19 protein-coding genes and 1 pseudogene are annotated in these 20,445 nt (G+C 71.2%); 7 read left to right on the top strand and 13 right to left on the bottom strand.

Annotation, left to right across the window (positions count from 1 at the left end):
• Positions 1 to 25 precede the first annotated feature (25 nt).
• From ACZ7NC_RS02955 to ACZ7NC_RS02935, 5 genes are all read right to left on the bottom strand, one after another.
• Entirely contained in the window at positions 26 to 1,591 is a 1,566-nt protein-coding gene (locus ACZ7NC_RS02955) for an ABC1 kinase family protein (RefSeq protein WP_471484361.1), read from the bottom strand.
• A 160-nt stretch (positions 1,592 to 1,751) separates the two neighbouring features.
• A complete protein-coding gene (locus tag ACZ7NC_RS02950) occupies positions 1,752 to 2,348 on the bottom strand; it encodes a hypothetical protein (RefSeq protein WP_471484360.1) in 597 nt (198 codons plus the stop codon).
• 22 nt (positions 2,349 to 2,370) lie between these two features.
• The gene (locus ACZ7NC_RS02945; RefSeq protein WP_471484359.1) at positions 2,371 to 2,820 is read right to left on the bottom strand and encodes an RNA polymerase sigma factor; all 450 of its coding nucleotides are present in this window, start codon (positions 2,818 to 2,820) and stop codon (positions 2,371 to 2,373) included.
• Positions 2,821 to 3,053: 233 nt separating this feature from the next.
• On the bottom strand, positions 3,054 to 4,814 hold the full coding sequence (locus ACZ7NC_RS02940; protein ID WP_471484358.1) for an NAD(P)/FAD-dependent oxidoreductase: 1,761 nt from the start codon (positions 4,812 to 4,814) through the stop codon (positions 3,054 to 3,056).
• A 55-nt stretch (positions 4,815 to 4,869) separates the two neighbouring features.
• The gene (locus ACZ7NC_RS02935; protein ID WP_471484356.1) at positions 4,870 to 5,502 is read right to left on the bottom strand and encodes an HD domain-containing protein; all 633 of its coding nucleotides are present in this window, start codon (positions 5,500 to 5,502) and stop codon (positions 4,870 to 4,872) included.
• A gap of 220 nt (positions 5,503 to 5,722) precedes the next feature.
• On the opposite strand from ACZ7NC_RS02935, the gene ACZ7NC_RS02930 reads away from it, so the two are divergent.
• The 3 genes from ACZ7NC_RS02930 to ACZ7NC_RS02920 all read left to right on the top strand — a co-directional run bounded on the left by ACZ7NC_RS02930 (position 5,723) and on the right by ACZ7NC_RS02920 (position 8,696).
• Positions 5,723 to 7,138, top strand: coding sequence for a cation:proton antiporter domain-containing protein (locus ACZ7NC_RS02930; protein WP_471484355.1), 1,416 nt, complete (start codon positions 5,723 to 5,725; stop codon positions 7,136 to 7,138).
• Between the two features lie 105 nt (positions 7,139 to 7,243).
• Positions 7,244 to 7,780 (top strand): SRPBCC family protein, encoded by a 537-nt coding sequence (locus tag ACZ7NC_RS02925; protein WP_471484485.1) that lies wholly within the window; start codon positions 7,244 to 7,246, stop codon positions 7,778 to 7,780.
• 46 nt (positions 7,781 to 7,826) lie between these two features.
• On the top strand, positions 7,827 to 8,696 hold the full coding sequence (locus ACZ7NC_RS02920) for an alpha/beta fold hydrolase (protein ID WP_471484353.1): 870 nt from the start codon (positions 7,827 to 7,829) through the stop codon (positions 8,694 to 8,696).
• A 13-nt stretch (positions 8,697 to 8,709) separates the two neighbouring features.
• On the opposite strand, the gene ACZ7NC_RS02915 is transcribed toward ACZ7NC_RS02920, so the two are convergent.
• Complete coding sequence (locus tag ACZ7NC_RS02915; protein WP_471484352.1) at positions 8,710 to 9,540, bottom strand: alpha/beta fold hydrolase; 831 nt, start codon at positions 9,538 to 9,540, stop codon at positions 8,710 to 8,712.
• 145 nt (positions 9,541 to 9,685) lie between these two features.
• Between ACZ7NC_RS02915 and ACZ7NC_RS02910 the strand changes: the two genes are divergently transcribed.
• On the top strand, positions 9,686 to 10,570 hold the full coding sequence (locus ACZ7NC_RS02910; RefSeq protein ID WP_471484351.1) for an RNA polymerase sigma-70 factor: 885 nt from the start codon (positions 9,686 to 9,688) through the stop codon (positions 10,568 to 10,570).
• Positions 10,571 to 10,818: 248 nt separating this feature from the next.
• Positions 10,819 to 11,580, top strand: coding sequence for a GntR family transcriptional regulator (locus ACZ7NC_RS02905; protein WP_471484350.1), 762 nt, complete (start codon positions 10,819 to 10,821; stop codon positions 11,578 to 11,580).
• Positions 11,581 to 11,690: 110 nt separating this feature from the next.
• Here the strand turns inward: ACZ7NC_RS02905 and ACZ7NC_RS02900 are convergent, their stop codons facing one another.
• Positions 11,691 to 12,848 (bottom strand): ROK family transcriptional regulator, encoded by a 1,158-nt coding sequence (locus tag ACZ7NC_RS02900; RefSeq protein WP_471484348.1) that lies wholly within the window; start codon positions 12,846 to 12,848, stop codon positions 11,691 to 11,693.
• A gap of 143 nt (positions 12,849 to 12,991) precedes the next feature.
• A pseudogene (locus tag ACZ7NC_RS02895) lies at positions 12,992 to 13,141 on the bottom strand (response regulator transcription factor); the annotation flags it as partial.
• Positions 13,142 to 13,528: 387 nt separating this feature from the next.
• On the opposite strand from ACZ7NC_RS02895, the gene ACZ7NC_RS02890 reads away from it, so the two are divergent.
• Positions 13,529 to 13,942: a hypothetical protein gene (locus ACZ7NC_RS02890; protein ID WP_471484347.1), complete on the top strand. Its 414-nt coding sequence runs from the start codon at positions 13,529 to 13,531 to the stop codon at positions 13,940 to 13,942.
• A 4-nt stretch (positions 13,943 to 13,946) separates the two neighbouring features.
• On the opposite strand, the gene mug is transcribed toward ACZ7NC_RS02890, so the two are convergent.
• Together mug and purB are read right to left on the bottom strand one after the other, a co-directional pair.
• On the bottom strand, positions 13,947 to 14,495 hold the full coding sequence (gene mug, locus ACZ7NC_RS02885; RefSeq protein ID WP_471484345.1) for a G/U mismatch-specific DNA glycosylase: 549 nt from the start codon (positions 14,493 to 14,495) through the stop codon (positions 13,947 to 13,949).
• A gap of 13 nt (positions 14,496 to 14,508) precedes the next feature.
• Entirely contained in the window at positions 14,509 to 15,951 is a 1,443-nt protein-coding gene (purB, locus tag ACZ7NC_RS02880) for an adenylosuccinate lyase (protein ID WP_471484344.1), read from the bottom strand.
• A 396-nt stretch (positions 15,952 to 16,347) separates the two neighbouring features.
• On the opposite strand from purB, the gene ACZ7NC_RS02875 reads away from it, so the two are divergent.
• On the top strand, positions 16,348 to 16,986 hold the full coding sequence (locus ACZ7NC_RS02875) for an LPXTG cell wall anchor domain-containing protein (protein WP_471484343.1): 639 nt from the start codon (positions 16,348 to 16,350) through the stop codon (positions 16,984 to 16,986).
• 106 nt (positions 16,987 to 17,092) lie between these two features.
• Here the strand turns inward: ACZ7NC_RS02875 and ACZ7NC_RS02870 are convergent, their stop codons facing one another.
• The 3 genes from ACZ7NC_RS02870 to ACZ7NC_RS02860 all read right to left on the bottom strand — a co-directional run bounded on the left by ACZ7NC_RS02870 (position 17,093) and on the right by ACZ7NC_RS02860 (position 20,287).
• On the bottom strand, positions 17,093 to 17,875 hold the full coding sequence (locus ACZ7NC_RS02870) for an SGNH/GDSL hydrolase family protein (protein ID WP_471484342.1): 783 nt from the start codon (positions 17,873 to 17,875) through the stop codon (positions 17,093 to 17,095).
• A gap of 61 nt (positions 17,876 to 17,936) precedes the next feature.
• Positions 17,937 to 18,950: a hemolysin family protein gene (locus tag ACZ7NC_RS02865; RefSeq protein ID WP_471484340.1), complete on the bottom strand. Its 1,014-nt coding sequence runs from the start codon at positions 18,948 to 18,950 to the stop codon at positions 17,937 to 17,939.
• A complete protein-coding gene (locus tag ACZ7NC_RS02860; RefSeq protein ID WP_471484338.1) occupies positions 18,947 to 20,287 on the bottom strand; it encodes a hemolysin family protein in 1,341 nt (446 codons plus the stop codon). Before ACZ7NC_RS02860 ends, ACZ7NC_RS02865 begins: the two co-directional genes overlap by 4 nt.
• Positions 20,288 to 20,445 lie beyond the last annotated feature (158 nt).

Raw genomic sequence — 20,445 nt, 5'->3', positions numbered from 1 at the left:
GAGAACCTCCGTGTGGTCGTCGAGGTCAACGGGAGTGGCGGCGGGCGAGCAGGAGTGCCAGCGCGCCCAGGGCGAGGAGGCCGCCGGAGGGGCGGGTGGGGCGCTGGCCGCCCATCGCGGCGGGGGTGCGCGGCTCGTGGACCTGCAACGCGAACTGGCGGTTGGCGATGTCCGCGAGCACCCCGCGCATCTGCTCGGGGCTGGTGACGGCGGCGAGCAGCAGTTCCATCGAGTTGCGGGCGAACTGATGGCGTCCCAGGAACTCGCGGCCCAGCGCGAAGAGGATCTTCGGCACCTCGCCCTGGAACACCTCAGGCAGCGTGATCTCGGGGGCGAGGCAGCGCACCGAGCCGTCGAGGTTGGCGAACGACTTGCCGAGCAGCGAGACCGCCGGAGGTGAGCCGATGCCCCGCTTGGTCGCCTTCGCGAGCACGGTGGTCAGGGACACCCCGAAGTTCATGTCTTCCAGGGACAGATGGGAGACCTTGGGTACGAACGCCGCCATGTCGGCGGCGAACGCGGGCATGTTGGACCACGAGGTCACCCGACCCATCTCGGCCCAGTGGTGCGCGAGCCCGGCCCCGTCGTTCTGCGCCAAGGTCATGAACAGCGGCAGTAGTTGCAGGCTGGTACGGCGGTCCAGGCGGCCGACCATGCCCCAGTCGATCAGCGTCGCGGGTCCGCCGGGCGCCGCGAAGACGTTGCCCGCGTGGGGGTCGGCGTGGAAGACGCGGTGCACGAAGTACCCGTGGTACATGAAGCGCAGCAGGTCCTTGCCGATCTCGATGCGCTCGTCGTCGGTGAAGTGGCCGCGGTCGATGTGCCGCACCGACGTACCCGGGGCCAGCGACTGGACCAGGACCCGGGGGCTCGCGTGCAGCACCCTGGGCACCTCCAGCGTGCGGAAGGGCCGTACGTACTGCCGGGCCTCGTCCATGTTGCGGGCCTCGCCGGTGAAGTCCAGCTCCGGCTCCATCGCGTCGAAGACCGAGCCGAGCATCGCCTCGATGTCGATGACCTCGTTGAACCGGGGTGCCATGCGGGCCACGATCCGGGACGCCCGGCGCATCAGGGCCATGTCCGCGAGTACGCCCTCGCGGATACCGGGTCGCTGGATCTTGACCACGGCCGGCCGGCCGCCGGGCAACGTCACCCGGTAGACCTGGGCGAGCGAGGCGGCACCGAGGGGAGCGGTGGTGTCGATGTCGTCGAACCGCAGCTTCCAGTCGGGGCCGAGGTCTTCGGCCAGCACGTGCTCGAAGGCCGGGAAGGGCTGGACGTCCACCTGGTCGTGCAGGTTCTGCAGTTCGTCCCGGATCGACTGCGGCACCATGTCGGGCCGGGACGACAGAATCTGACCGACCTTCACATAGAAGGGGCCGAGACTCTCCAGGGCGTGCCGCACGGCCTTGGCCCGCCGCTCCTCGGCTCCGGCTGAGGCACCGGCGGAGTCCTCGCCGGCCTCCGCCCGTTCCCCCTCGTGCCGTCTCGTACGTCTCCGCAGCCGCGTGGCCTGCCCGACCTCGTCGACGACGAGGCTCCCCAGCACCTTGACCACCAGCCGCAGCCGATCCCCGACGACAGACGCCATCGTGAGTGATCTCCTCAGGTAGAGCGGGTCGCGAAGACCGGTTCGTGACCGGCCGAGCGGGGAGGGGGGAACGGGTCGGGTGACCGGCGGGCGGATGCGCGTGCCGGCCGGTCACCTGACCGCGCACCGGTCACCCCGAGCGGGTCCGGCGCACCCGCCGTCAGGCCGAGGCAGCCTTGCCGGCCTGGGCTTGCAGCGCCTGGATGAGCTTCGGGATCAGTTCGACGAGCTGGGCGAGCTGGGCGGGCAGCGCGAGCAGGTCGCCCACGCCCTCGGCGGCGTGTCCGAGGCCCCCGGCCAACTGACCCGCGCCGCCAGCGAGTTGCCCGAGCCCACCGATCGCGTTCGCCGCACCGCCCATCGCGGCCAGCGGGTTCCCGGCGCCTCCCGCCGCTTGCGTGAGGGCGGCGAGCGGGTTGACGCCCCCGGCCGCGCCGGCGGCTCCCGCCAGTGCCGCCAGCGGGTTCGCGGCCCCTGCCGCTCCCGCGGCGCCCGTCAGCGCGGCCAGCGGATTGCCCGTCGCCCCCGCCAGCGCCCCCAGCGGGTTCGCGGCCCCCGCGAGCAGCGCGGCCGGGTTGGCGGCGCCGGCCAGGGCCGCCAGGGTGTTCGCGGGCAGCCCGGCCAGGGCCGCGACGGAACCGGCGGCGGACGACGACTGCTCGGGACGGTTGAGAATGTCGTCGAATGCCTCCTTTCCGCTGTCGGCCATATTGCCCATGAGGTCCTTGAGAATGTCCTGCATGTTCTTGTTGGACATGAGCGAGTTTCCCTTCGGTTGATTATTCCGTGGCTTCTTCCATGGCCTTCACACAGGCCGTCCTGAGGCGTGCCCGCCCTCTGGTGAAAGCGGCCTCGGCCGCCTTGAGGGAGATGTTGTGCATACGCGCGAATTCCGCCGTGGAAATTCCCTTGGCCCGGGCGAGTATGACCTCCTGCTCCCGCCCGCGAAGTTGCCTGACCTGATCGAGCAGCCATTTGCCGAAGTGCTCGTCACACACGTCCTCCTCGGTCGTCCCGGGGGCGTCCCGGAAGGCCGTGCGCTGTAAGAGACGTCTGTTTCGCTCGAGGTCACGATAGAAATCGGTGCACAGGCGCAGCGCCACGGAGGTCAGAAAGGGTCCCAGCCTGCTGCCGTCCAGGGCGGCGTGCGCGGCCGCCCGGGCCATCGTCTCCTGTACGCAGTCCTCGGCGTCCTGATGGCTCGGGAGTCGTCGTCGGACCAGCCGCATGAGGCGGTCCCGGTGCTGGGATATGTCATCCCAGGAGCATTGGGCGGGCGAGGGGCAGGTGGAATTTCGCGCCATATGGAGTGCAGCCCGTAGTCTCTCGATCGAGCAGGGGGAATGGTGGCCCAATTCAGATTTTGGGGCCCCAATTTTTTCTACCCGAGGCGCTGGAGCGGCAAACCGTTGATATTGCTCTCGGAGTGCCCGGGAATGGATTTCCCGGGCGCATCCCGCTCCTATTTTCGGGTGGGAATCTCCCGCCGGGCCCAGTCGCGGTTCCAGTTGACCCACATGTCCCGCACGGTCTGCTGCACCAGGGAGCTGCCGCGCCGCACATCGGTGGTGAGGGCCTGCACGGCCTCCTTGCCCACGAGCCGCGCGCCCCCCGTGAAGTACGCTCCCCGCACATGCCGGGGCGAACGGAACTTGCCCCACAGCAGGATCCTCATCAGCGGCCACAGGGTGAACACCCCGGACGGGCAGCGGTCCTCGGGGTCCAGCGTGCCCCACACCGCCGGGCACAACCCGCTCTCCCGCAGCAGGGCGAAGATGCGCTCGACGGCCTGATCCTTCGTCAGATCGCCTGACCCATAGGCCAGTACGGCGTCCCGGGCCTGCTCGAAGAGCTGCCCGACCCAGGGATTGTCGACTCCCTGAAGGCCCCGATAAGGGGCCCTCTCCAATGCGTCGAAGGAAGCCGGATCACGCGTCTTCTCGAATGCCACGGCCGCCTGATTCTGTGCGTTGGTCCCGTACAGCGTCGTGATGGTCCACACCCGGTTCCAGGCGTTCCACAACGCGAAGTCGTCGAACGACAGGTAACTGCACGACACCAGGTCGTCGTAGAACCGGAACATCCGCTTGATCCAGTTTTCCAGATACGCGAACCGCGCGGTGTCGAAATCGTCCTCGCGCACCGCGTCGATGAGCCGGTGACCGAGGGCGTTGAGCGCCATCACGGTGACGGCGAGCCCGCTGGAGAAGAGCGGGTCGATGAAGTCGCTGGCGTGCGGCAGCAGGCACCAACGGTCACCGACCACCGTCCGCGACGAGAACTGCGTACGGTCGGTCGACACATACGGCCGCACCGCCCGCGCCTCCTCGAACTGCCGGGCCACACTGGGGAATCGCCGCACATGGCGCCAGAACTCCTCCTCCGCGGTGACCCCTTCGGGACGTGGATGACGGTCCAGATCGAGATTGACGCCGACGCTGCACAACCCGCTCGTGCTGGACGAGTGGTTGTCGAAGGGGATGACCCAGAACCAGCCGCCCTCGAAGAGATGGTGCAGCGTGCCCTGGCTGAACGGGCTCGGCATGCCGTGCTGTTCGCGCGGGGGCGCGACGGCGTCGAAGGGGCGCACGTTCACCATGTGCGTGAAAAGGGTGCGCGAGCGCGTGCGGTACGGCGGATCCTGTCGCAGCCCCAGCCGTTCGGGCAGAACCGCCCGCATACCGCCGGCGTCGACGACGTACGACGCCTGGAAGGTGCCCTTCTCCCGGGTGACGAGGGTGACCCCGCCTTCGTCGAACTTCACATCGTCCACGACGGTGTGGGTGTGGGCGGTCGCGCCGTACGACACGGCGACGTGGAACATGTACGCGTCGACGTCCTGCCGCAAGTAGTGCGAGTCGGGTCCGAGGGGCGGCCCCCAGGTGGGGTACTGGGTGCACTCGTCGGCGCGGGTGGGCTCTCCCTCGCGGTGGTAGACGAAACTGAAGTTGCGTTTGACGCCGCAGTTCGACGACACATGGCGGCGCAGCGCCCCGTTGGTCGCCAGGTGCTCGATCTCCGGGACGTCGTAGCGGCGGGCCAGAACCCGCAGGCCGAAGGTGGTCTCGGGAACGGTGGACTCTCCGATGGCGAACCGAGGGTGGCCGCTTCCCTCCAGAAGCAGGACCCGTACGCCGTGGCGGGCGAGGATCGCCGCCAGCATCGTCCCGCCGATGCCGCCTCCGACGATGGCGACATCGAACACACGCTGGTCGTCTTGCACGTCTTCGTCCTTTCGCGACGGGAAATGCGCTGTGCCGAGCCGGTGTTCGGCGGCCTCAGACCGCCGGGCCCGGCAGCGCCCGGCGCAGCCCGCAGGCGGCCACCCGGGCGGAGAACGACAGGGCGAACCAGGGAGTGGGCGCCAGTGCGGCCAACCGCCGTCGCTCGCCCGGCAGTTGACGGCCGCCGCGCCCGGTGACGTCCAGCCAGGCTGCGAAGTGCAGCAGCCGCGCCTCCACCCCGGCATGCCGCGCCGGCCAGGGCCGCATGTGCTCGCGCACCGCCCGGGTCAGCGCCCCGCGCCGTGCCTCGTCCACTGAGTGCCCGACCAGGAAGCGGTCGAGCAACGCGGCCGAACAGCCGGGGAATCCGCCCGGCACCCGTGCGCCGCCCGGCGTCAGCCCGGTGTCGTGGAAGGCCGCCGCGACGAACAGCCCCGCCCGGTCGCAGTCGATCCGGCGGGTCCGCGCGAGGGCGTCGGCCAGCAGGAACGTACGCAGCGAGTGCAGTGCCGTGCGCGGCGGCACGAGCCGGCGCAGTTCCAGCAGTGCCGCCTCCACCAGCCGATCCCCGAGGAGCTCCGCCACGGCCGGCTCGGCGAGCAGCGGACGCCATGTCTCCGGCTCCGCACCACGCCGACCGCCCTTGTCGGAACCGGGGCCTCGCACGCCGTGCGGCTTCGCGGACATGAAGTGCTCCTCTCGCATATGCGACGTGCCGGTTATGCCTGTCACTTCTCTTTACGCTCGGGTCCGGCATCCCCCTGCCCCCATCCGACCACCGCCCTGACCTTGGCCGATCTTCGCCCTCTCGCCCTCGAACGCGGATGCGGCAGAGCGCGTCCCTGGCGAGCGGGGGCAGAGATCACCGCACTGACCAGCCGCCACCGCGCTCGACAAGGAGCCGCCCGTGAAGGCCAGTTCGTCTCAGCTGTCCGAACCCGCAGCCACTTTCGCCCCGCGCCGTATGCTCCTGGGCTACGGCGCGTTCGTCGGGATCCCCGTCGGAGTGACGGCGCTGATCCTCGCCTCGGTCGGTTACGCCGGCCCCTTGGGACACGCGCCCGCCGACTCCGCAGCCGTGCCCCTGTACCGGATCCTCGGCGCCCTGGCCCTGGTGACCGCCTGCGCCGCGTGGGCCGGGGCAGTGGCCCGCAGGATCGGACAGCCCCGCGTGGTCGGGGAGATCGCCGTCGCGCTGCTGCTCGGCCCCTCGGTGTTCGGCGCGCTGTTACCCGACGCCCAGCGCGTGCTGCTCCCGCCCGAGGTGTTCCCGTTCCTCAACACATTGGGCCAACTCGGCGTGACACTCTTCATGTTCACCGTGGGACGCGAGCTGTCGCTGACCACGCTGCGTCGCGACGGCCTGTCCGCATCGACACTTATCGGCCATTCCGGTATCGCCATCCCTTTTCTGACCGGCGTGCTCGTCGCCCTGGCCGTCCCGGACGCCTACCGGCCCCCCGGTGTGGGCGCGGTGCCGTTCGTGCTCTTCATGGGACTGAGCCTGAGCGTCACGGCCGTACCCGTGCTGGCCCGGCTGCTGTCCGACGAGGGAAGGCTCAACACCCGGCTCGGCACCCTCGCGATGGCCTCGGCGAGCGTCGCCGACGTCACGGCCTGGTGCCTGCTGGCCCTCGTCCTGGCCATCGCGAGCGGTGGTTCGCCGGCGGCCGCGGCCGTCACGGTCGGCTGGGTCGGGCTGTTCGGCCTTGTCGTGTGGTGCGTGGTACGCCCGTTGCTCGTGCGCCTGCTCGCGCCGGGGCGCCCCGACGGCCCGATGGCCGCGGCCCGCACGGCGTCCATCGTCCTCGTCACCGTCCTGCTGTGCGCGCTCGCCACCGAACAGATCGGGGTGCACGCGCTGTTCGGGGCGGTGGCCGCCGGCCTCGCCATGCCGCGTACGGAGGCGGTGGAGCAGATCGCCTGGCGGGTGGAGGGACTCACCAGCTGGATGCTGCTGCCCTCGTTCTTCATGGCCGTGGGCCTCGGCACCCGCCTCGGCGCGGTGCACGGGGCGACCGGCTGGCTGCTCTGCCTGGCCGTCCTGGCCGCCGCGGCCGTGGCCAAGTTCGTCGGCACGGTGGTGCCCGCCCGTCTGCTGCGCTTCTCCTGGCGGGAGTCGGCGCAGCTCGGCGCGATGATGAACTGCCGGGGCCTGACCGAACTCATCATCCTCAACACCGGACTCGCCGCCGGACTGCTGTCGCCCGCGCTGTTCGCCATGCTGGTGGTCATGGCGCTCGCCACCACCGCCATGACGGGACCGCTGCTGCGGCTCATGGACCGCGAGCCAGAAGGCGGCTCGACGAGCGGCGACCCGTAGGGGACCGACCGGCGCGAGGTACCGCCCGTACGCGCCGGGCGTACGCTCAGGTCCCCTCTTCGAGGGAGTTCCGGGGCCCGGCGGCCCGGGCAGTCAGACACGGTGATCACTGTGCTGAACGTCCATGAACGCGCCCTCCCCGCAGCACAGGAGGCCGTCGGCGCCCTCATCGACCGCCTGGGCGGACCGGACGACCGGCTCTGGCCGCCCGGCTGGCCGCCGGTGCGCTTCGAAGGGCCGCTGGCCGTCGGGGTGTCCGGCGGCCACGGCCCGGTCCGCTATGTCGTGAGCCACTACGTGCCGGGCCACTGGGTGCGCTTCCGGTTCACGGGGCCGCGCGGATTCGAGGGCTTTCACGAGTTCAGCGTCGAGCGCCTCGATCAGGAGCTCACCGTGCTGCGCAACACCCTCGTCGTGCGCCCGCGCGGGGTGCGCTGGCTGGGCTGGCTGCTGTTCTTCCGACCCCTGCACGACGCGGTATTCCAGCAGAGCCTGGACTGCGCCGAGCGCGCGCTGACCGGGCGGGTGGTGTGCCCGGTGAAGTGGGGTTGGTACGTCAGGCTGTTGCGAGCCGCGACCGTCCGCCTGGCGCCCCGGGCGGCCGCCCGACCCGGCTCAGGGGTGGCCGCGCCGGGGCCGTAAGACCGGGAGAACGAAGGAACGTCGCTCACAGAAAGGGCGGATCGCCGTGAGTTTCCCGCATCCGAAGATCCCCGGCATCAACTCGGACGACGCCGCCACGGACGTCACCGAGGCGCCACACCGTGCGGTCGGGCTCGGACAGGCCGCCGTCGCCGGAGCCGTCGCCACCGTCGACGTGGAGGCGGGGGAGGACGACTGGGACCTGCCCCTGACCGAGGAGCGTCCGCGCCCGGTGGTGCTCGTGCACGGCACGTTCGGCAACCGCGGCTACACCTGGACCGAGGCCACCGGGCTATTGCGGAGGGAGGGCCACCGGGTCTTCCGCCTCGACTACGGAGACCACCTGCACCCGGTGCTCTTCGGGCTCGGCGACATCAAGAGGTCGGCCAGGCAACTCGGCGAGTTCGTCGACGAGGTCCTGCACCGCACCGGCGCCCGGCAGGTGGACCTCGTCGGCTTCTCGCAGGGCGGCATGATGCCGCGCTACTACCTCAACGCCCTGGGCGGCGCCCCCAAGGTGCACAACTTCGTCGGCATCGCCCCCAGCAACCACGGCGTCACCGCCCAGGGCCTGACGAACCTCGCGCGACAGATCCCCGGCGCAAGGGAACTCGTCGAGCAGGGCGCCGTCGGCACCGTCGTCCCGGCCTGGCCCCAGCTCCAGCACGACCACCCCTTCCAACGCGAACTCGCCGACCTGGGCGAGACGTCGGAGGGCGTCCGGCACACGGTGATCGCCACCCGGTTCGACGACGTGGTCACCCCGTACACCTCGTGCGCGCTCGCCGCGACCGACGGCCGCCACGTCAGGAACGTCGTCCTGCAGGACCTCGACCCCGACGACCACACCGCGCACGTCGCCATGCCCTACAACCCGACCGTCCTGAAGGTGGTCCTCGAAGCGCTGGCCGAGTGACCCCGCGGCACGCTCAGCGGCTGCCGTCGAGCAGCACCCGCGCGACCAGCGCCGGATCGTCGCTCATCGGCACATGACCGCAGCCGGGCAACCGCACCAGCCGGGCCCGGGGGATGATCCGCTTCGCCCGGACGCCCTGCCGCGGCACGAGGATCCGGTCCTTGCTGCCCCACGCCACCGTCACCGGGATCCCCGATATGTCGTCGGTGAACCGCACCTCTCTGCCCGACCGGAGGGTCTCGAAGAAGCCCTCCGCGCGGGCCAGCCCGACCGTCTCGGCGACCACGGACTCGGGTGAACGGCGCCCCGGGCGGGCGTAGATGGTGCTCGTCAGGGCGGCACGGCCGACCGCCGAGCGGGACAGCCGCTCGACGAGGGGCAGCGGCATGCGCTCGGCGGTCCGCCGCATCCCCGTCAGGACGGTGAAGGCGTACTGCCGCTCCAGCTGCGACCAGAACCCCGCCGGGGACAGGGCGGTGACGGATCGCGCGATCCTCGCCCGGCCGAGGTCGAGGGCCAGCAGTCCGCCCAGCGAGTTGCCCGCCACATGCGGCCGTTCCAGCTCCAGGGCCTCGCACAGGGCGGCGAGCACCATGCTCATTGTCGGCAGGTCGTGCGCCATCCCGTCCGGCATCGCCGGGGACCGGCCGCATCCGGGCAGGTCCACGGCGATCACCTCGCGCTCGGCCGCCAGGACGGGTATCACCGGGTCCCACACCTGGCGGTGGTGGCCGATCCCGTGCAGCAGGAGCAGCGGTTCGCCGGTGCCCACGCGCGCGTAGGAGAGGGTCATGCTCTGCGGGCCGTATGCAGTGGGGACTTTGAAGGAGACGGTGGCGGACATGCTGCTCCTCGTCGAGGGTCATGGGCCGGCGTGGGGTAGACAGCTTGTCAGCAATTGCTACCGGCGGGTAGACCCCTGGCGGGAGCCCGCTCCGGCGTACCGAATTCGCCTGGACAGGGCCGCACACGTGGGCTGGGATGGTTCAGTGACCACCTACACCGAGACCGACGTCTTCGAAGAGCACCGCCCCGTCCTGCTGGGCGTCGCCTACCGCATGCTCGGGCGCGTGGCCGACGCGGAGGACGTGGTGCAGGAGGCATGGCTGCGCTGGTCGGGCGCCGACCGGTCCGAGGTGCGCGAGCCGCGCGCCTATCTGGTGCGCGTCACCACCCGCCTCGCCATCGACCGGCTGCGCCAGGTCAAGGCGCGCGGCGAGACCTATGTCGGCCCCTGGCTGCCGGAGCCGTACGTCACCGACTTCGGGGACACCGTCCAGGACACCGCGGAGCGCGCGGTCCTGGCCGACTCCGTCTCGCTCGCCGTCCTCGTCGTCCTGGAGTCGCTGTCGCCGCTGGAGCGGGCGGTGTTCGTCCTGAGGGAGGCCTTCGGTTACCCGTACGGGGAGATCGCCGTCATGCTCGACCGCGGTGAGGCGGCCGTGCGCCAGCTGGCCGGGCGCGCCCGCAAGCACGTCGAGGAGCGGCGACCGCGCTACGAGGTCGACCCCACGCAGCGACGCGACCTCACCGAGCGGTTCCTGGCCGCCGCCGCGGAGGGCGACCTGGAGGGGCTCATGTCCCTGCTGGCCCCGGACGTCCGGCTCGTCGGCGACAGCGGCGGCAAGGCGAAGGCGCCGCTGCGGGTCCTGGAGACGGCCGACCATGTGGGCCGCTTCATCGTCGGCGCCGCACGCAAGGGTGTCGAGGACCTGTCCTGGCGCTTCCTGGAGATCAACGGCGGCCTCGCGGTGCTGGCCCTGTCCGGGGGCAGGCCCGACGCCGTCTTCCAACTCGATGTGCTCGACGGGCGCGTCCAGGCCGTCTACATCATCCGCAACCCCGAGAAGCTGCGGTCCCTGGCCACCGCCTAGGCCACACCGCCGAGCCGGTCCGGTGAGCCCCGTCGATGCGACGGGGGCTTTGCCGTCACGTAACAAAGGCCGTTCTGTACGAACGTGCCGTGAACGTTCCCGGACGGCACGCGCGCGTGTGGCCGAGGGATGGAGGATTGGTATTGACCAAGGGTGAGGGCCGCCCTATGGTCGCAGATAAGTGCAACAACCTTTAATAAACAAGGGCGCTAAAACGCCGCCGGGCCACGGCGATTGCGGAGGACAGGGTGGGGACCACGCAACTGGAATCGGTGCCGGAACCGAAGTACTGGCATCTGAGGACCGTGCTCAGTGAGGCACTGGACTCGGAGTTCTCCGTGGGCGAGATCCTGCCCAATGAGCGCGATCTGGCGGCCCGCTTCGGCGTCGCCCGGGCCACACTCCGGCAGGCCCTCGAACAACTCGAACTGGAAGGCAGGCTGCAGCGCCGCCGCGGTGTCGGTACGACCGTCGCCCCGCCGCGAGTCGGCGTGGCCGTCGGCACCGAGCAGCACGCCTGGCCGGGTGCGGCCGACGACGTCTGGAAGGCCGCGGACTGCACGCTGGCGGTGGCGCCCGCGTCCGTCGCCGACGCCCTCGAATGCGGCCGGGACGAGCCCGTGCACATCGTGCGCCGCTCGCGCGTGACGCACGGCCAGCCCGTCGCCGCCGAGCTGCTCTACATCCCCCAGTCGTCGGTGCCCGACCTCTCGGGCATCGACGCCCCCTCGGGGTCGGCTCGCGCGCGTGCGGTACTGCGCGAGCTGCACCGCCTGGGGCTGGAGGGCCAGGACAGCGCCGTCGAGCTGGGCTCGGCGCGCGCGGACGACGCCAAGGAGCTGGACCGCCTCCCCGGGGCACCCGTCCTCGTCGTGACCACCCGCTACCTCACCGAGGGCCGTACCGCCGCGCTCTCCGTCGCCACCTACCGCGCGGACACCTGCCGGCTGACCTTCGGCGACTCCGGCGGCGTGGAGATCCACGAGGACCCGGAGCGCCGGGCGTCCTGACCGCCGTATCGACCGACACACGCCTCGCGCCCCGGATCCGGTCCGGGGCGCGAAGCGTTTCACGGGCACGGGCGGCCATCCACCGCTCCACCGCGCTTGACGGAAGACCGTCAGCGCCGTCCCGTCACCGTCCCCTCCACCGCGAACAGCTGCTCCTCCACATGGTCCAGGGCGAGCCGCAGCGCGCCCGTCGCCACGGCTGCCTCGCCGAGGAGCGACAGGGCGACGTTCGGCGGGCGCAGGCAGTAGCGGGCCAGTTCGCGGCGCAGCGGCTCCAGTACGCCGTCCAGGCCGGCCGCCCAGCCGCCGATCACGACCAGCTCCGGGTCGAGGGCGAGGACGAGCGCGGCCACGTCGTGCACGAGGCGCTGGATGAAGCGGTCGACGGCCGCGCGAGCGCGCTGATCGCCCTCGCGGGCCTTGGCGAACACCGCGGCGACGGCGTGCTCGTCCAGGGGGCGCAGCGGCTCGTCCGTGGTGGACAGCAGGGTCTCCGGAGTCGCCTCGCGCCCCAGCATATGCAGCGCGCCGATCTCACCGGCCGCCCCGCCGAACCCCCGGTGCAACTGCCCGCCGATCAGCGAACCGGCACCCGGGCTCAGCCCGGCCAGCACGAACACCACGTCGTCGGACTCGGTGGCGGAACCCTTCCAGTGCTCGGCGACCGCCGCCGCGTTGGCGTCGTTCTCCACCAGCACCGGGCACTTGAAGGACCGGCTCAGCCGCTCACCCAGCCGCAGCCCCGTCCACTCCGGCAGCGCGGCGCCCAGCCGCACCGTGCCGTCCGCCTCCACGATGCCCGGCGTCGCGACTCCGACGGCCCGCAGCGAGCCGCGTGGCACTCCGGCCCGGCGCAGCAGCTCCGCCACCGCCGTCCGCACCCGCTCCAGCCGTTCGTCGGCCGGAGCCGCCTCGTCGACGTCCTTGGTGATCGCGCCGAGGATCCGCCCGTCCAGGTCGGCCAGGAGCGCGGCGACCCGATGCGCGCCGATGTCCACGCCCAGCAGATGGCCCGCCTCGGCCCGGAACCGGAACCGCCGCGCGGGCCGGCCCTGACGCCGCACGACACTCTCGTCCGCCGCCTTCTCGACGACGTACCCCGCCTCGATGAGCCCCTCGACGACGCCCTCGACGGTCGGCCGGGACAGCCCGGTCACCCGGGTGATCTCCGTCAGCGTGGCGGCGTCCGTGGCACGCAGCGCGTGCAGCACCACCGCGGAGTTGATCCTTCGCAGTAGCGAGGGATCCCCGCCGGTCAGCTGCCCCAACGTCCGTCCTTCCAGCTCGTGCGCATGTTGGGCGGATGGTACTCGCCGTGGCGGACCCCGGCGAGTCGCTCCGCCGGAAGCGCCGCCGCACCGTTGCCGTCCTCCACCCGCGGCACCGTCATGGCCGGTCGCGCTCGCGTGCCTCACCCCGGAGCCACGAACCCCGACTCGTACGCCGTGATCACGGCCGGTGTGCGGTCCCGCGCCCCCAACTTCGCGAGGACGGCACTCACATGGGACTTCACCGTCTCCGTCCCGACCACCAGCCGGGCGGCGATCTCCGCGTTGGACAGCAGGAAGCCGTCGGCACCGGCCCGCCGACATGGTGGCCAGGGGAGTGCGGATGCCGCTGCTGGACGAGGATCGAGGGTACGAGGCGCTGACCGGCGCGTACGAGGGGTTCGTCGTCGACGAGGAGAACGGTCACCGGCATCCGGCCAGCGTAGATCAACTCACCGGCAGCTCCACATGCACCTGCCAGTCACCTTCGTCGGGACCGGTCCGCGCGTGTCCGCCCAGCAGGGCGGCGCGCTCGCGTATGCCACGGGTCTCGCGGTCACCGCCCCGTGGACGACCGTCGTGCTGTTAGCGGCGCGTGGAGCGTGCGACGCCGGGATGCCTGAGCCAGGAGGCGACTGATGCCCCGCCAATTGTCAGTGGCGGCGGCAATACTGGATCACATGGACGTCGCGAAGGACCTCGCCCTCACCGACCTGCTGTGCACCCGGGACTTTCCCGCGGAGCACGGCAGGACGGAGTTCGCCCTGGGCGGACCGGGTTACTACATGACCGAGTTAGGGCAGGGCCCATGGCCGAGCACGGACGACCTCTACGCCCATGAGGCCGCCCTTGTACTGCGGTTCGATGAGCGATGGGAGGAGGGGAGGCGCTGGGGGAGCGTGACCCTGCAGGAGCGGAGTCTGCGAGGAGAGGACATACCCGAGCCCTGGGCCATGCTCGGCACCAGGGCTGACGACCTGCACACATGGAGCGCGACCGGCACGGGCCGCTGGGTCACCCTGGCCGTCTCCGACCGGGACCCCGAGGCCGAGCCCGAACTCCTTCTGATGGTCACCGAGATAGAGCCGCCGTGACCCGTCAGACCTCGCGCGCCGCCACCCGCAACCGGCCGAACTCCTCCGCCATCGTCGCGGCCGTCCAATGCGCGTTCAGCCCACTCGGGTTCGGCAGCACCCACACCCGCGTGTCCCCGATCACCCGCTCCTGCGGACCCACCCGCGCCTTGCGGTCGTCGAACGCCGCGCGATAAGCGGTGACCCCGACGACCGCCAGCCAACGCGGCCGTAGCCGGGCCACCTTCGCCGCCAGCAGCCGCCCGCCCTCGCGGTACTCCTCCGCGCTCAGCTCGTCGGCCCGCGCGGTCGCCCGCGCCACGACGTTCGTGATGCCCAGCCCGTAGGACGGCAACTCGCCCTGCTCCGACGGCTTCAGGAGCCTCGGTGTGAAGCCGGACAGATGCAGGACCGGCCAGAAACGATTGCCGGGGCGGGCGAAGTGATGGCCGGTCGCGGCCGTCATCAGACCCGGGTTGATGCCGCAGAACAGCACATCGAGGCCGTCCGCGACGACGTCCGGTACCAGACGGTCGCGGGCGGCCTCCAACTGCTCGGCGGTGAAGCGCGTCATGCCGTGACGGGCCTCAGAGGATCGCCCCGGGCGTGTAACCGGCGGCCTCCGGGCGCTGCTTGACGATCTCCTCGATCCGGCTGACGACGACGCCGACCTGGTCGGCGGCGGCGCCCGTGAAGGACAGCTTGTCGGCCATCAGCGCGTCCAGCGCGCCGCGGTCGAGCGGGATGCGGTCGTCGGCGGCCAGCTTGTCGAGCAGCTCGTTGCGCTCGGCGCCCTGCTCGCGCATCGCCAGCGCGGAGGCGACGGCGTTCTCCTTGATCGCCTCGTGCGCGACCTCACGGCCGACGCCCGCGCGCACCGTGCCCATCAGCACCTTGGTGGTGGCGAGGAACGGCAGGTAGCGGTCCAGCTCGCGGGCCACGACCGCCGGGAACGCGCCGAACTCGTCGAGCACCGTCAGGAACGTCTCCAGCAGGCCGTCCAGCGCGAAGAACGCGTCCGGCAGCGCGACCCGGCGCACCACCGAGCAGGACACATCGCCCTCGTTCCACTGGTCGCCCGCCAGCTCGCCGGTCATCGAGGCGTAGCCGCGCAGGATGACCATCAGGCCGTTGACGCGCTCGCAGGAGCGGGTGTTCATCTTGTGCGGCATCGCCGAGGAGCCGACCTGGCCCGGCTTGAAGCCCTCGGTCACCAGCTCGTGCCCGGCCATCAGCCGGATCGTCTTGGCCAGCGACGACGGCGCGGCCGCCAGCTGCACCAGCGCGGTCACGACCTCGTAGTCCAGCGAGCGCGGGTACACCTGGCCGACCGAGGTGAACGCCTGCGAGAAGCCCAGGTGCTGAGCGATCCGCTGCTCCAGCTCGGCGAGCTTCGAGGCGTCTCCGCCCAGCAGGTCCAGCATGTCCTGCGCCGTGCCCACCGGGCCCTTGATGCCGCGCAGCGGGTAGCGGCCCAGCAGCTCCTCGACGCGACCGTAGGCGACGAGCAGCTCGTCGGCGGCCGTCGCGAACCGCTTGCCCAGCGTCGTGGCCTGCGCGGCGACATTGTGCGAGCGGCCGGCCATGACCAGCTCGCCGTACTCGCCGGCCAGCTTGCCCAGGCGCGCCAGCACGGCCACCGTACGGTCGCGCATCAGCTCCAGGGAGAGCCGGACCTGGAGCTGCTCGACGTTCTCCGTGAGGTCGCGGGACGTCATGCCCTTGTGCACGTGCTCGTGCCCGGCGAGGTCGTTGAACTCCTCGATCCGCGCCTTCACGTCATGCCGCGTGACCTTCTCGCGCTCGGCGATCGAGGACAGGTCGACGGTGTCCAGGACGCGCTCGTAGTCGGCGATCGCCTCGTCCGGCACCTCGATGCCGAGGTCCTTCTGGGCCCGCAGCACGGCGAGCCAGAGCTGCCGCTCCAGCTTCACCTTCTGCTCGGGGGACCAGAGCGTGGCGAGCTCGGTGGAGGCGTAGCGTCCGGCGAGGACGTTCGGGATGCGGGGCTTGGCGGGCGCAGAAGTCACGTGTACGGAGTTTACCCGGCGCCCCGGGGGCCCCTCGGCCATGCCTCGCAGTGCGCCCCAGGTCAGCGGTGCCGGCCGTGGCGGCGGGCGATCGGGTGAATTCCCAGGCTGTCGACGCGTCCCGGTTTCCAGGGGCCTCCACATCTCGTTCATAGTCTGCAAGTCGTGGCGAGTTTGAACGGGCGGCATCACGGCTCCTGCGACAACCTCACGAATTCCGGCAATCGACAAGATCGCGTCAATGACCGACGTCGGCTTCCCCATTCCGATGAGAGAAAGACAACGAGAATGCGACAGGCTCTGACCAGGGGATTGATCGTGGCCGCCGCCGCGACAAGCGCCCTGTCCCTGTACGGCACATGCGCGTCCTCGGCCCCACGTACGCAGGGGGCCGTGGTGAACTCCGCAGCTGCGCTGCCGGGCCGTACGGATCCCTGGGACTCGGACGGGCTGGACCAGCTGGACGAGAAACTTGGCAAGATGCACGAAAAATTCGACGAGGCCCAGGAGACGGTCCAGGAGGTGAATGACAGGCTCGACAAACTCGATCTGCCGCGGCCCGCTTCCGGGAACACCACCTCGGGATATGGCAACTCCGGCTACGGCAGCGAGTCGCCGACCGACCACGGCTACGGCAGCGAGAAGCCGACTGACCACGGCTACGGTGACGAGAAGCCGAGCGGCTACGGCTATGGCTACGGTTCCGACGAGCCGAGCGACGACGGCTACGGCTACGGCTCCGACGAGCCCAGCGACGACGGCTACGGGTACGGGTACGGCCACGATGACGACTGCGGCTACGGGTGCGACTCGCCCACCCCCACCCCCACCCCCACCAAGACCGTCACGCCACCGCCCACCCACGAGCCCACCCCGACGCCCACTCCCTCCAAGACACCGCCCGGGAAGCCGGACCAGCCCCACCTGCCCGAGACCGGCGCCGAGAGCGTCATCGGAGGCATTGCCGCCAGTGGCGCGCTGCTGATCGCCGGAACCGTCCTTTACCGGCGAAGCAGGGCCGCGGCACGCCGCTAGCGCGGAGAATGCCGGGTACGGCACGGCAACGGGCGAGAGACGCCGCGCACCAGCGGTGGCAAAAGGCGTCTCTCGCCCGCACCCCTGCCTCTCGGACCAAGTGGGTCTAGGCCGTCGGCCCCTCGAACGGCAGCAGCTCCGGCCGCTTCGCCGGCAGTCCGTCTCCGGACGACCGCCCCGTCAGCCGTCGGCCTATCCACGGCAGCAGATACTGCCGCGCGAACCGCACGTCCGCGACCCGCCGTGTGACCCACCCCGGCGGCAAGGTGGCCGCCATCGGCGTACGCCACTCGGCGTCCTCGGCGTCGTAGCCGAGCGCCTGCCACACCGCCTCCGCGACCCGGCGATGACCTTCGCCCGTCAGATGCAGCCGGTCGACGTCCCACAGGCGGGGGTCGGCGAGCGACGGAGCCCCGTACAGGTCGACGACGATCGCTCCGTGCCGCTCGGCCAGCTCGTCCACGCAGGCGAACAGCTCCTCCATGCGCGGCCGGAACCGCTCCAGGACCGGCCCCTGCCGACCCGGGCTGCGCATCAGCACCAGCTGCTTGCAGGAGGGGGCGAGCTTCTCCACGGCCTCCTCCAGAAGGCCGCGCACCCGCCCCATGTCGCACTTGGGCCGCAGCGTGTCGTTGAGCCCGCCGACGAGCGTGATCACATCGGCGTCCATCTCGGCGGCCACGTCGACCTGCTCTTCGACGATCTGCCGGATCAGCTTTCCGCGCACCGCGAGGTTGGCGTACCGGAAACCGGGCGTACGGGCGGCCATCCGCCCGGCGAGGAGGTCGGCCCAGCCCCGGTAGGAGCCGTCCGGGAGCAGGTCCGACATGCCCTCGGTGAAGGAGTCGCCGACCGCGACCAGGCTGCTGTATGTGGGGTTCGTCTGCATGGCGACAGAGATGGTATCCCGTGCACATACCCGTCGGTCGGTCGGCCTGCCGCCCCGAACCTCACGCCCGCTGCCCGAACAGCTCCCGCAGCACGTCCTCCATGGTCACCAGGCCGGCCAGCCGCCCGTCGCGGCCCAGCGCGGCCGCGAGATGCGTACGGCTGCCCCGCATCGCCGTGAGCACGTCGTCCAGCGGGGTGCTCTCCCGGACGCGCGCGATGGGCCGCATGTCCGCCACCTGGAACGGCACGTCGGGCGACGGGGCGTCCAGCGCGTCCTTCACATGGAGATAGCCGACGATGTGACGGCCCTCGTCGACGACCGGGAAGCGGGAGAAGCCCGACTCGGCCGACAGCCGCTCCAGCTCCTCAGGTGTGACGCCCACGCGCGCGTAGACGACGCGTTCCAGCGGGAGCACCACGTCACGCACGGGTCGGCGGCCCAGTTCCAGGGCGTCGTGCAGCCGCTCCCGGGCGCGCTCGTCGATGAGGCCGGCCTCGCCGGAGTCCCGCACCAGCCGGGCCAGTTCGGCGTCCGAGAACGTCGCGGTGACCTCGTCCTTGGTCTCCACGCGCAGCAGCTTCAGCAGCGCGTTGGCGAACGCGTTGATCGTGAAGATCACCGGTCGCAGTGCCCGGGCCAGCGTGACCAGCGGCGGACCCAGCAGCAGAGCGCTGCGCACCGGTTCGGCCAGCGCGATGTTCTTCGGCACCATCTCGCCGAGCAGCATGTGCAGGTAGGTGGCCAGCGCCAGCGCGATCACGAAGGAGACCGCGCGCCCGGCGCCCTCCGGCACACCCACCGCGTGGAACACCGGCTCCAGCAGATGCTCGATGGCCGGCTCGGCGACCACACCGAGCACCAGCGTGCACAGCGTGATGCCGAGCTGTGCGGCGGCCATCAGCGCGGACACGTGCTGCAAGCCCCACAGCACGCTCTTGGCGCGCCGGTCGCCCTCGTCGGCGTACGGCTCGATCTGGGAGCGGCGTACGGAGATCAGCGCGAACTCCGCACCCACGAAGAAGGCGTTGACGACCAGCGTCAGAAAGCCGATGAACAGCTGTACGGCGGTCATCGCCCGTCCTCCTTCTCATGCTCCGACGCGTCGTCGAGGGGTGAGTGCAGCAGCACCCGCGCGGCCCTGCGCCCCGAGGCGTCCACCACGTCGAGCCGCCAGCCGGCGACCTCGACGCGATCACCGACGGAGGGGATGCGGCCGAGCTCGGCGGCGACGAACCCGGCCAGGGTCTCGTACGGCCCCTCCGGCACCCTCAGGCCGACGCGCGCGAGGTGGTCCACCCGCGCCGAACCGTCGGCCGAGAACAGCGCCCGGCCGTCGTCGTCGCTGCCCGCCGGGGCGATGTCGGGCGTCTCGTGCGGGTCGTGCTCGTCACGCACCTCGCCGACGACCTCCTCGACGATGTCCTCCAGCGTGGCCACGCCCGCCGTACCGCCGTACTCGTCGATCACCACGGCCATGGTGCGCTTGCCGGACAGCCGGTCGAGGAGCCGGTCGACGGTGAGCGTCTCGGGGACCAGGAGCGGCTCGCGCATCAGCTCCGAGACGGAGACGCGGGGCCGGTGCTCGGCGGGCACCGCGAGGACGTCCTTGATGTGCGCGGTGCCCACGACCGAGTCGAGGCTGCCGCGGTAGACGGGGAACCGGGACAGGCCTGTCGCGCGGGTGGCGTTCGCCACGTCCGCGCAGGTCGCCTGGGCGTCGAGGGCGACGACCTGGACCCGCGGGGTCATGACGTTCTCGGCGGTGAGGTCGGCCAGATTCAGGGTCCGGACGAACAGCTCGGCGGTGTCCGCCTCCAGGGCGCCCTCCCGGGCGGAGTGCCGGGCGAGGGCGGCCAGCTCCTGGGGGCCGCGCGCGGCGGCGAGTTCCTCGGTCGGCTCCACACCGAAGCGGCGCACGACGCGGTTCGCCGTGTTGTTCAGATGGGTGATGAAGGGGCGGAAGATCGCGCTGAACCAGCGTTGCGCGTTCCCGACCCGCTTGGCCACGGCCAGGGGCGAGGAGATCGCCCAGTTCTTGGGCACCAGCTCCCCGACGACCATCAGCACGACGGTCGACAGCGCGGTGCCGATCACCAGCGCGATCGAGCTCGCCGTCGAGCGGGAGACGCCGATCGACTCCAGCGGGCCCGCCAGGAGCGCGGCGATGGAGGGCTCGGCGAGCATGCCGACGACCAGGTTGGTGACGGTGATGCCGAGCTGCGCGCCGGAGAGCTGGAACGTCAGACTCCGTACGGCCTTGAGGGCGCCGGAAGCGCCGCGCTCGCCGCGCTCGACGGCCCGCTCCAGCTCGCTGCGCTCGACCGTGGTCAGCGAGAACTCGGCCGCGACGAAGGCACCGCAGGCGAGCGACAGCAGGATCGCCACCAGCAGGAGGATCACTTCGGTCATCGGGTCACCTCCGTCCCATGGTCGGACAGGGCGGGGAGGATCGCGCGATGTCTGGTACTGGGAGGCTCGCCCATGGGCGGACGCTCACACCTTTCACTGGAGGACCGAAGTGGTCCCCCAATCGTAAAGGATCGGCAAAGCGGTCGTGGGGCTCGGTC

It is taken from the genome of Streptomyces sp. NPDC111802 (assembly GCF_055634335.1).
This window is presented reverse-complemented; position numbering and strand designations above follow the sequence as displayed.

Excerpts from the sequence above, each read along its gene's own strand:
- ACZ7NC_RS02955 (WP_471484361.1), bottom strand. The coding sequence starts at position 1,591 with ATGGCGTCTGTCGTCGGGGATCGGCTGCGGCTGGTGGTCAAGGTGCTG.
- ACZ7NC_RS02950 (WP_471484360.1), bottom strand. The coding sequence starts at position 2,348 with ATGTCCAACAAGAACATGCAGGACATTCTCAAGGACCTCATGGGCAAT.
- ACZ7NC_RS02945 (WP_471484359.1), bottom strand. The coding sequence starts at position 2,820 with ATGCGGCTGGTCCGACGACGACTCCCGAGCCATCAGGACGCCGAGGAC.
- ACZ7NC_RS02935 (WP_471484356.1), bottom strand. The coding sequence starts at position 5,502 with ATGTCCGCGAAGCCGCACGGCGTGCGAGGCCCCGGTTCCGACAAGGGC.
- ACZ7NC_RS02915 (WP_471484352.1), bottom strand. The coding sequence starts at position 9,540 with ATGTCCGCCACCGTCTCCTTCAAAGTCCCCACTGCATACGGCCCGCAG.
- ACZ7NC_RS02890 (WP_471484347.1), top strand. The coding sequence starts at position 13,529 with ATGGACGTCGCGAAGGACCTCGCCCTCACCGACCTGCTGTGCACCCGG.
- mug (WP_471484345.1), bottom strand. The coding sequence starts at position 14,495 with ATGACGCGCTTCACCGCCGAGCAGTTGGAGGCCGCCCGCGACCGTCTG.
- ACZ7NC_RS02870 (WP_471484342.1), bottom strand. The coding sequence starts at position 17,875 with ATGCAGACGAACCCCACATACAGCAGCCTGGTCGCGGTCGGCGACTCC.
- ACZ7NC_RS02865 (WP_471484340.1), bottom strand. The coding sequence starts at position 18,950 with ATGACCGCCGTACAGCTGTTCATCGGCTTTCTGACGCTGGTCGTCAAC.
- ACZ7NC_RS02860 (WP_471484338.1), bottom strand. The coding sequence starts at position 20,287 with ATGACCGAAGTGATCCTCCTGCTGGTGGCGATCCTGCTGTCGCTCGCC.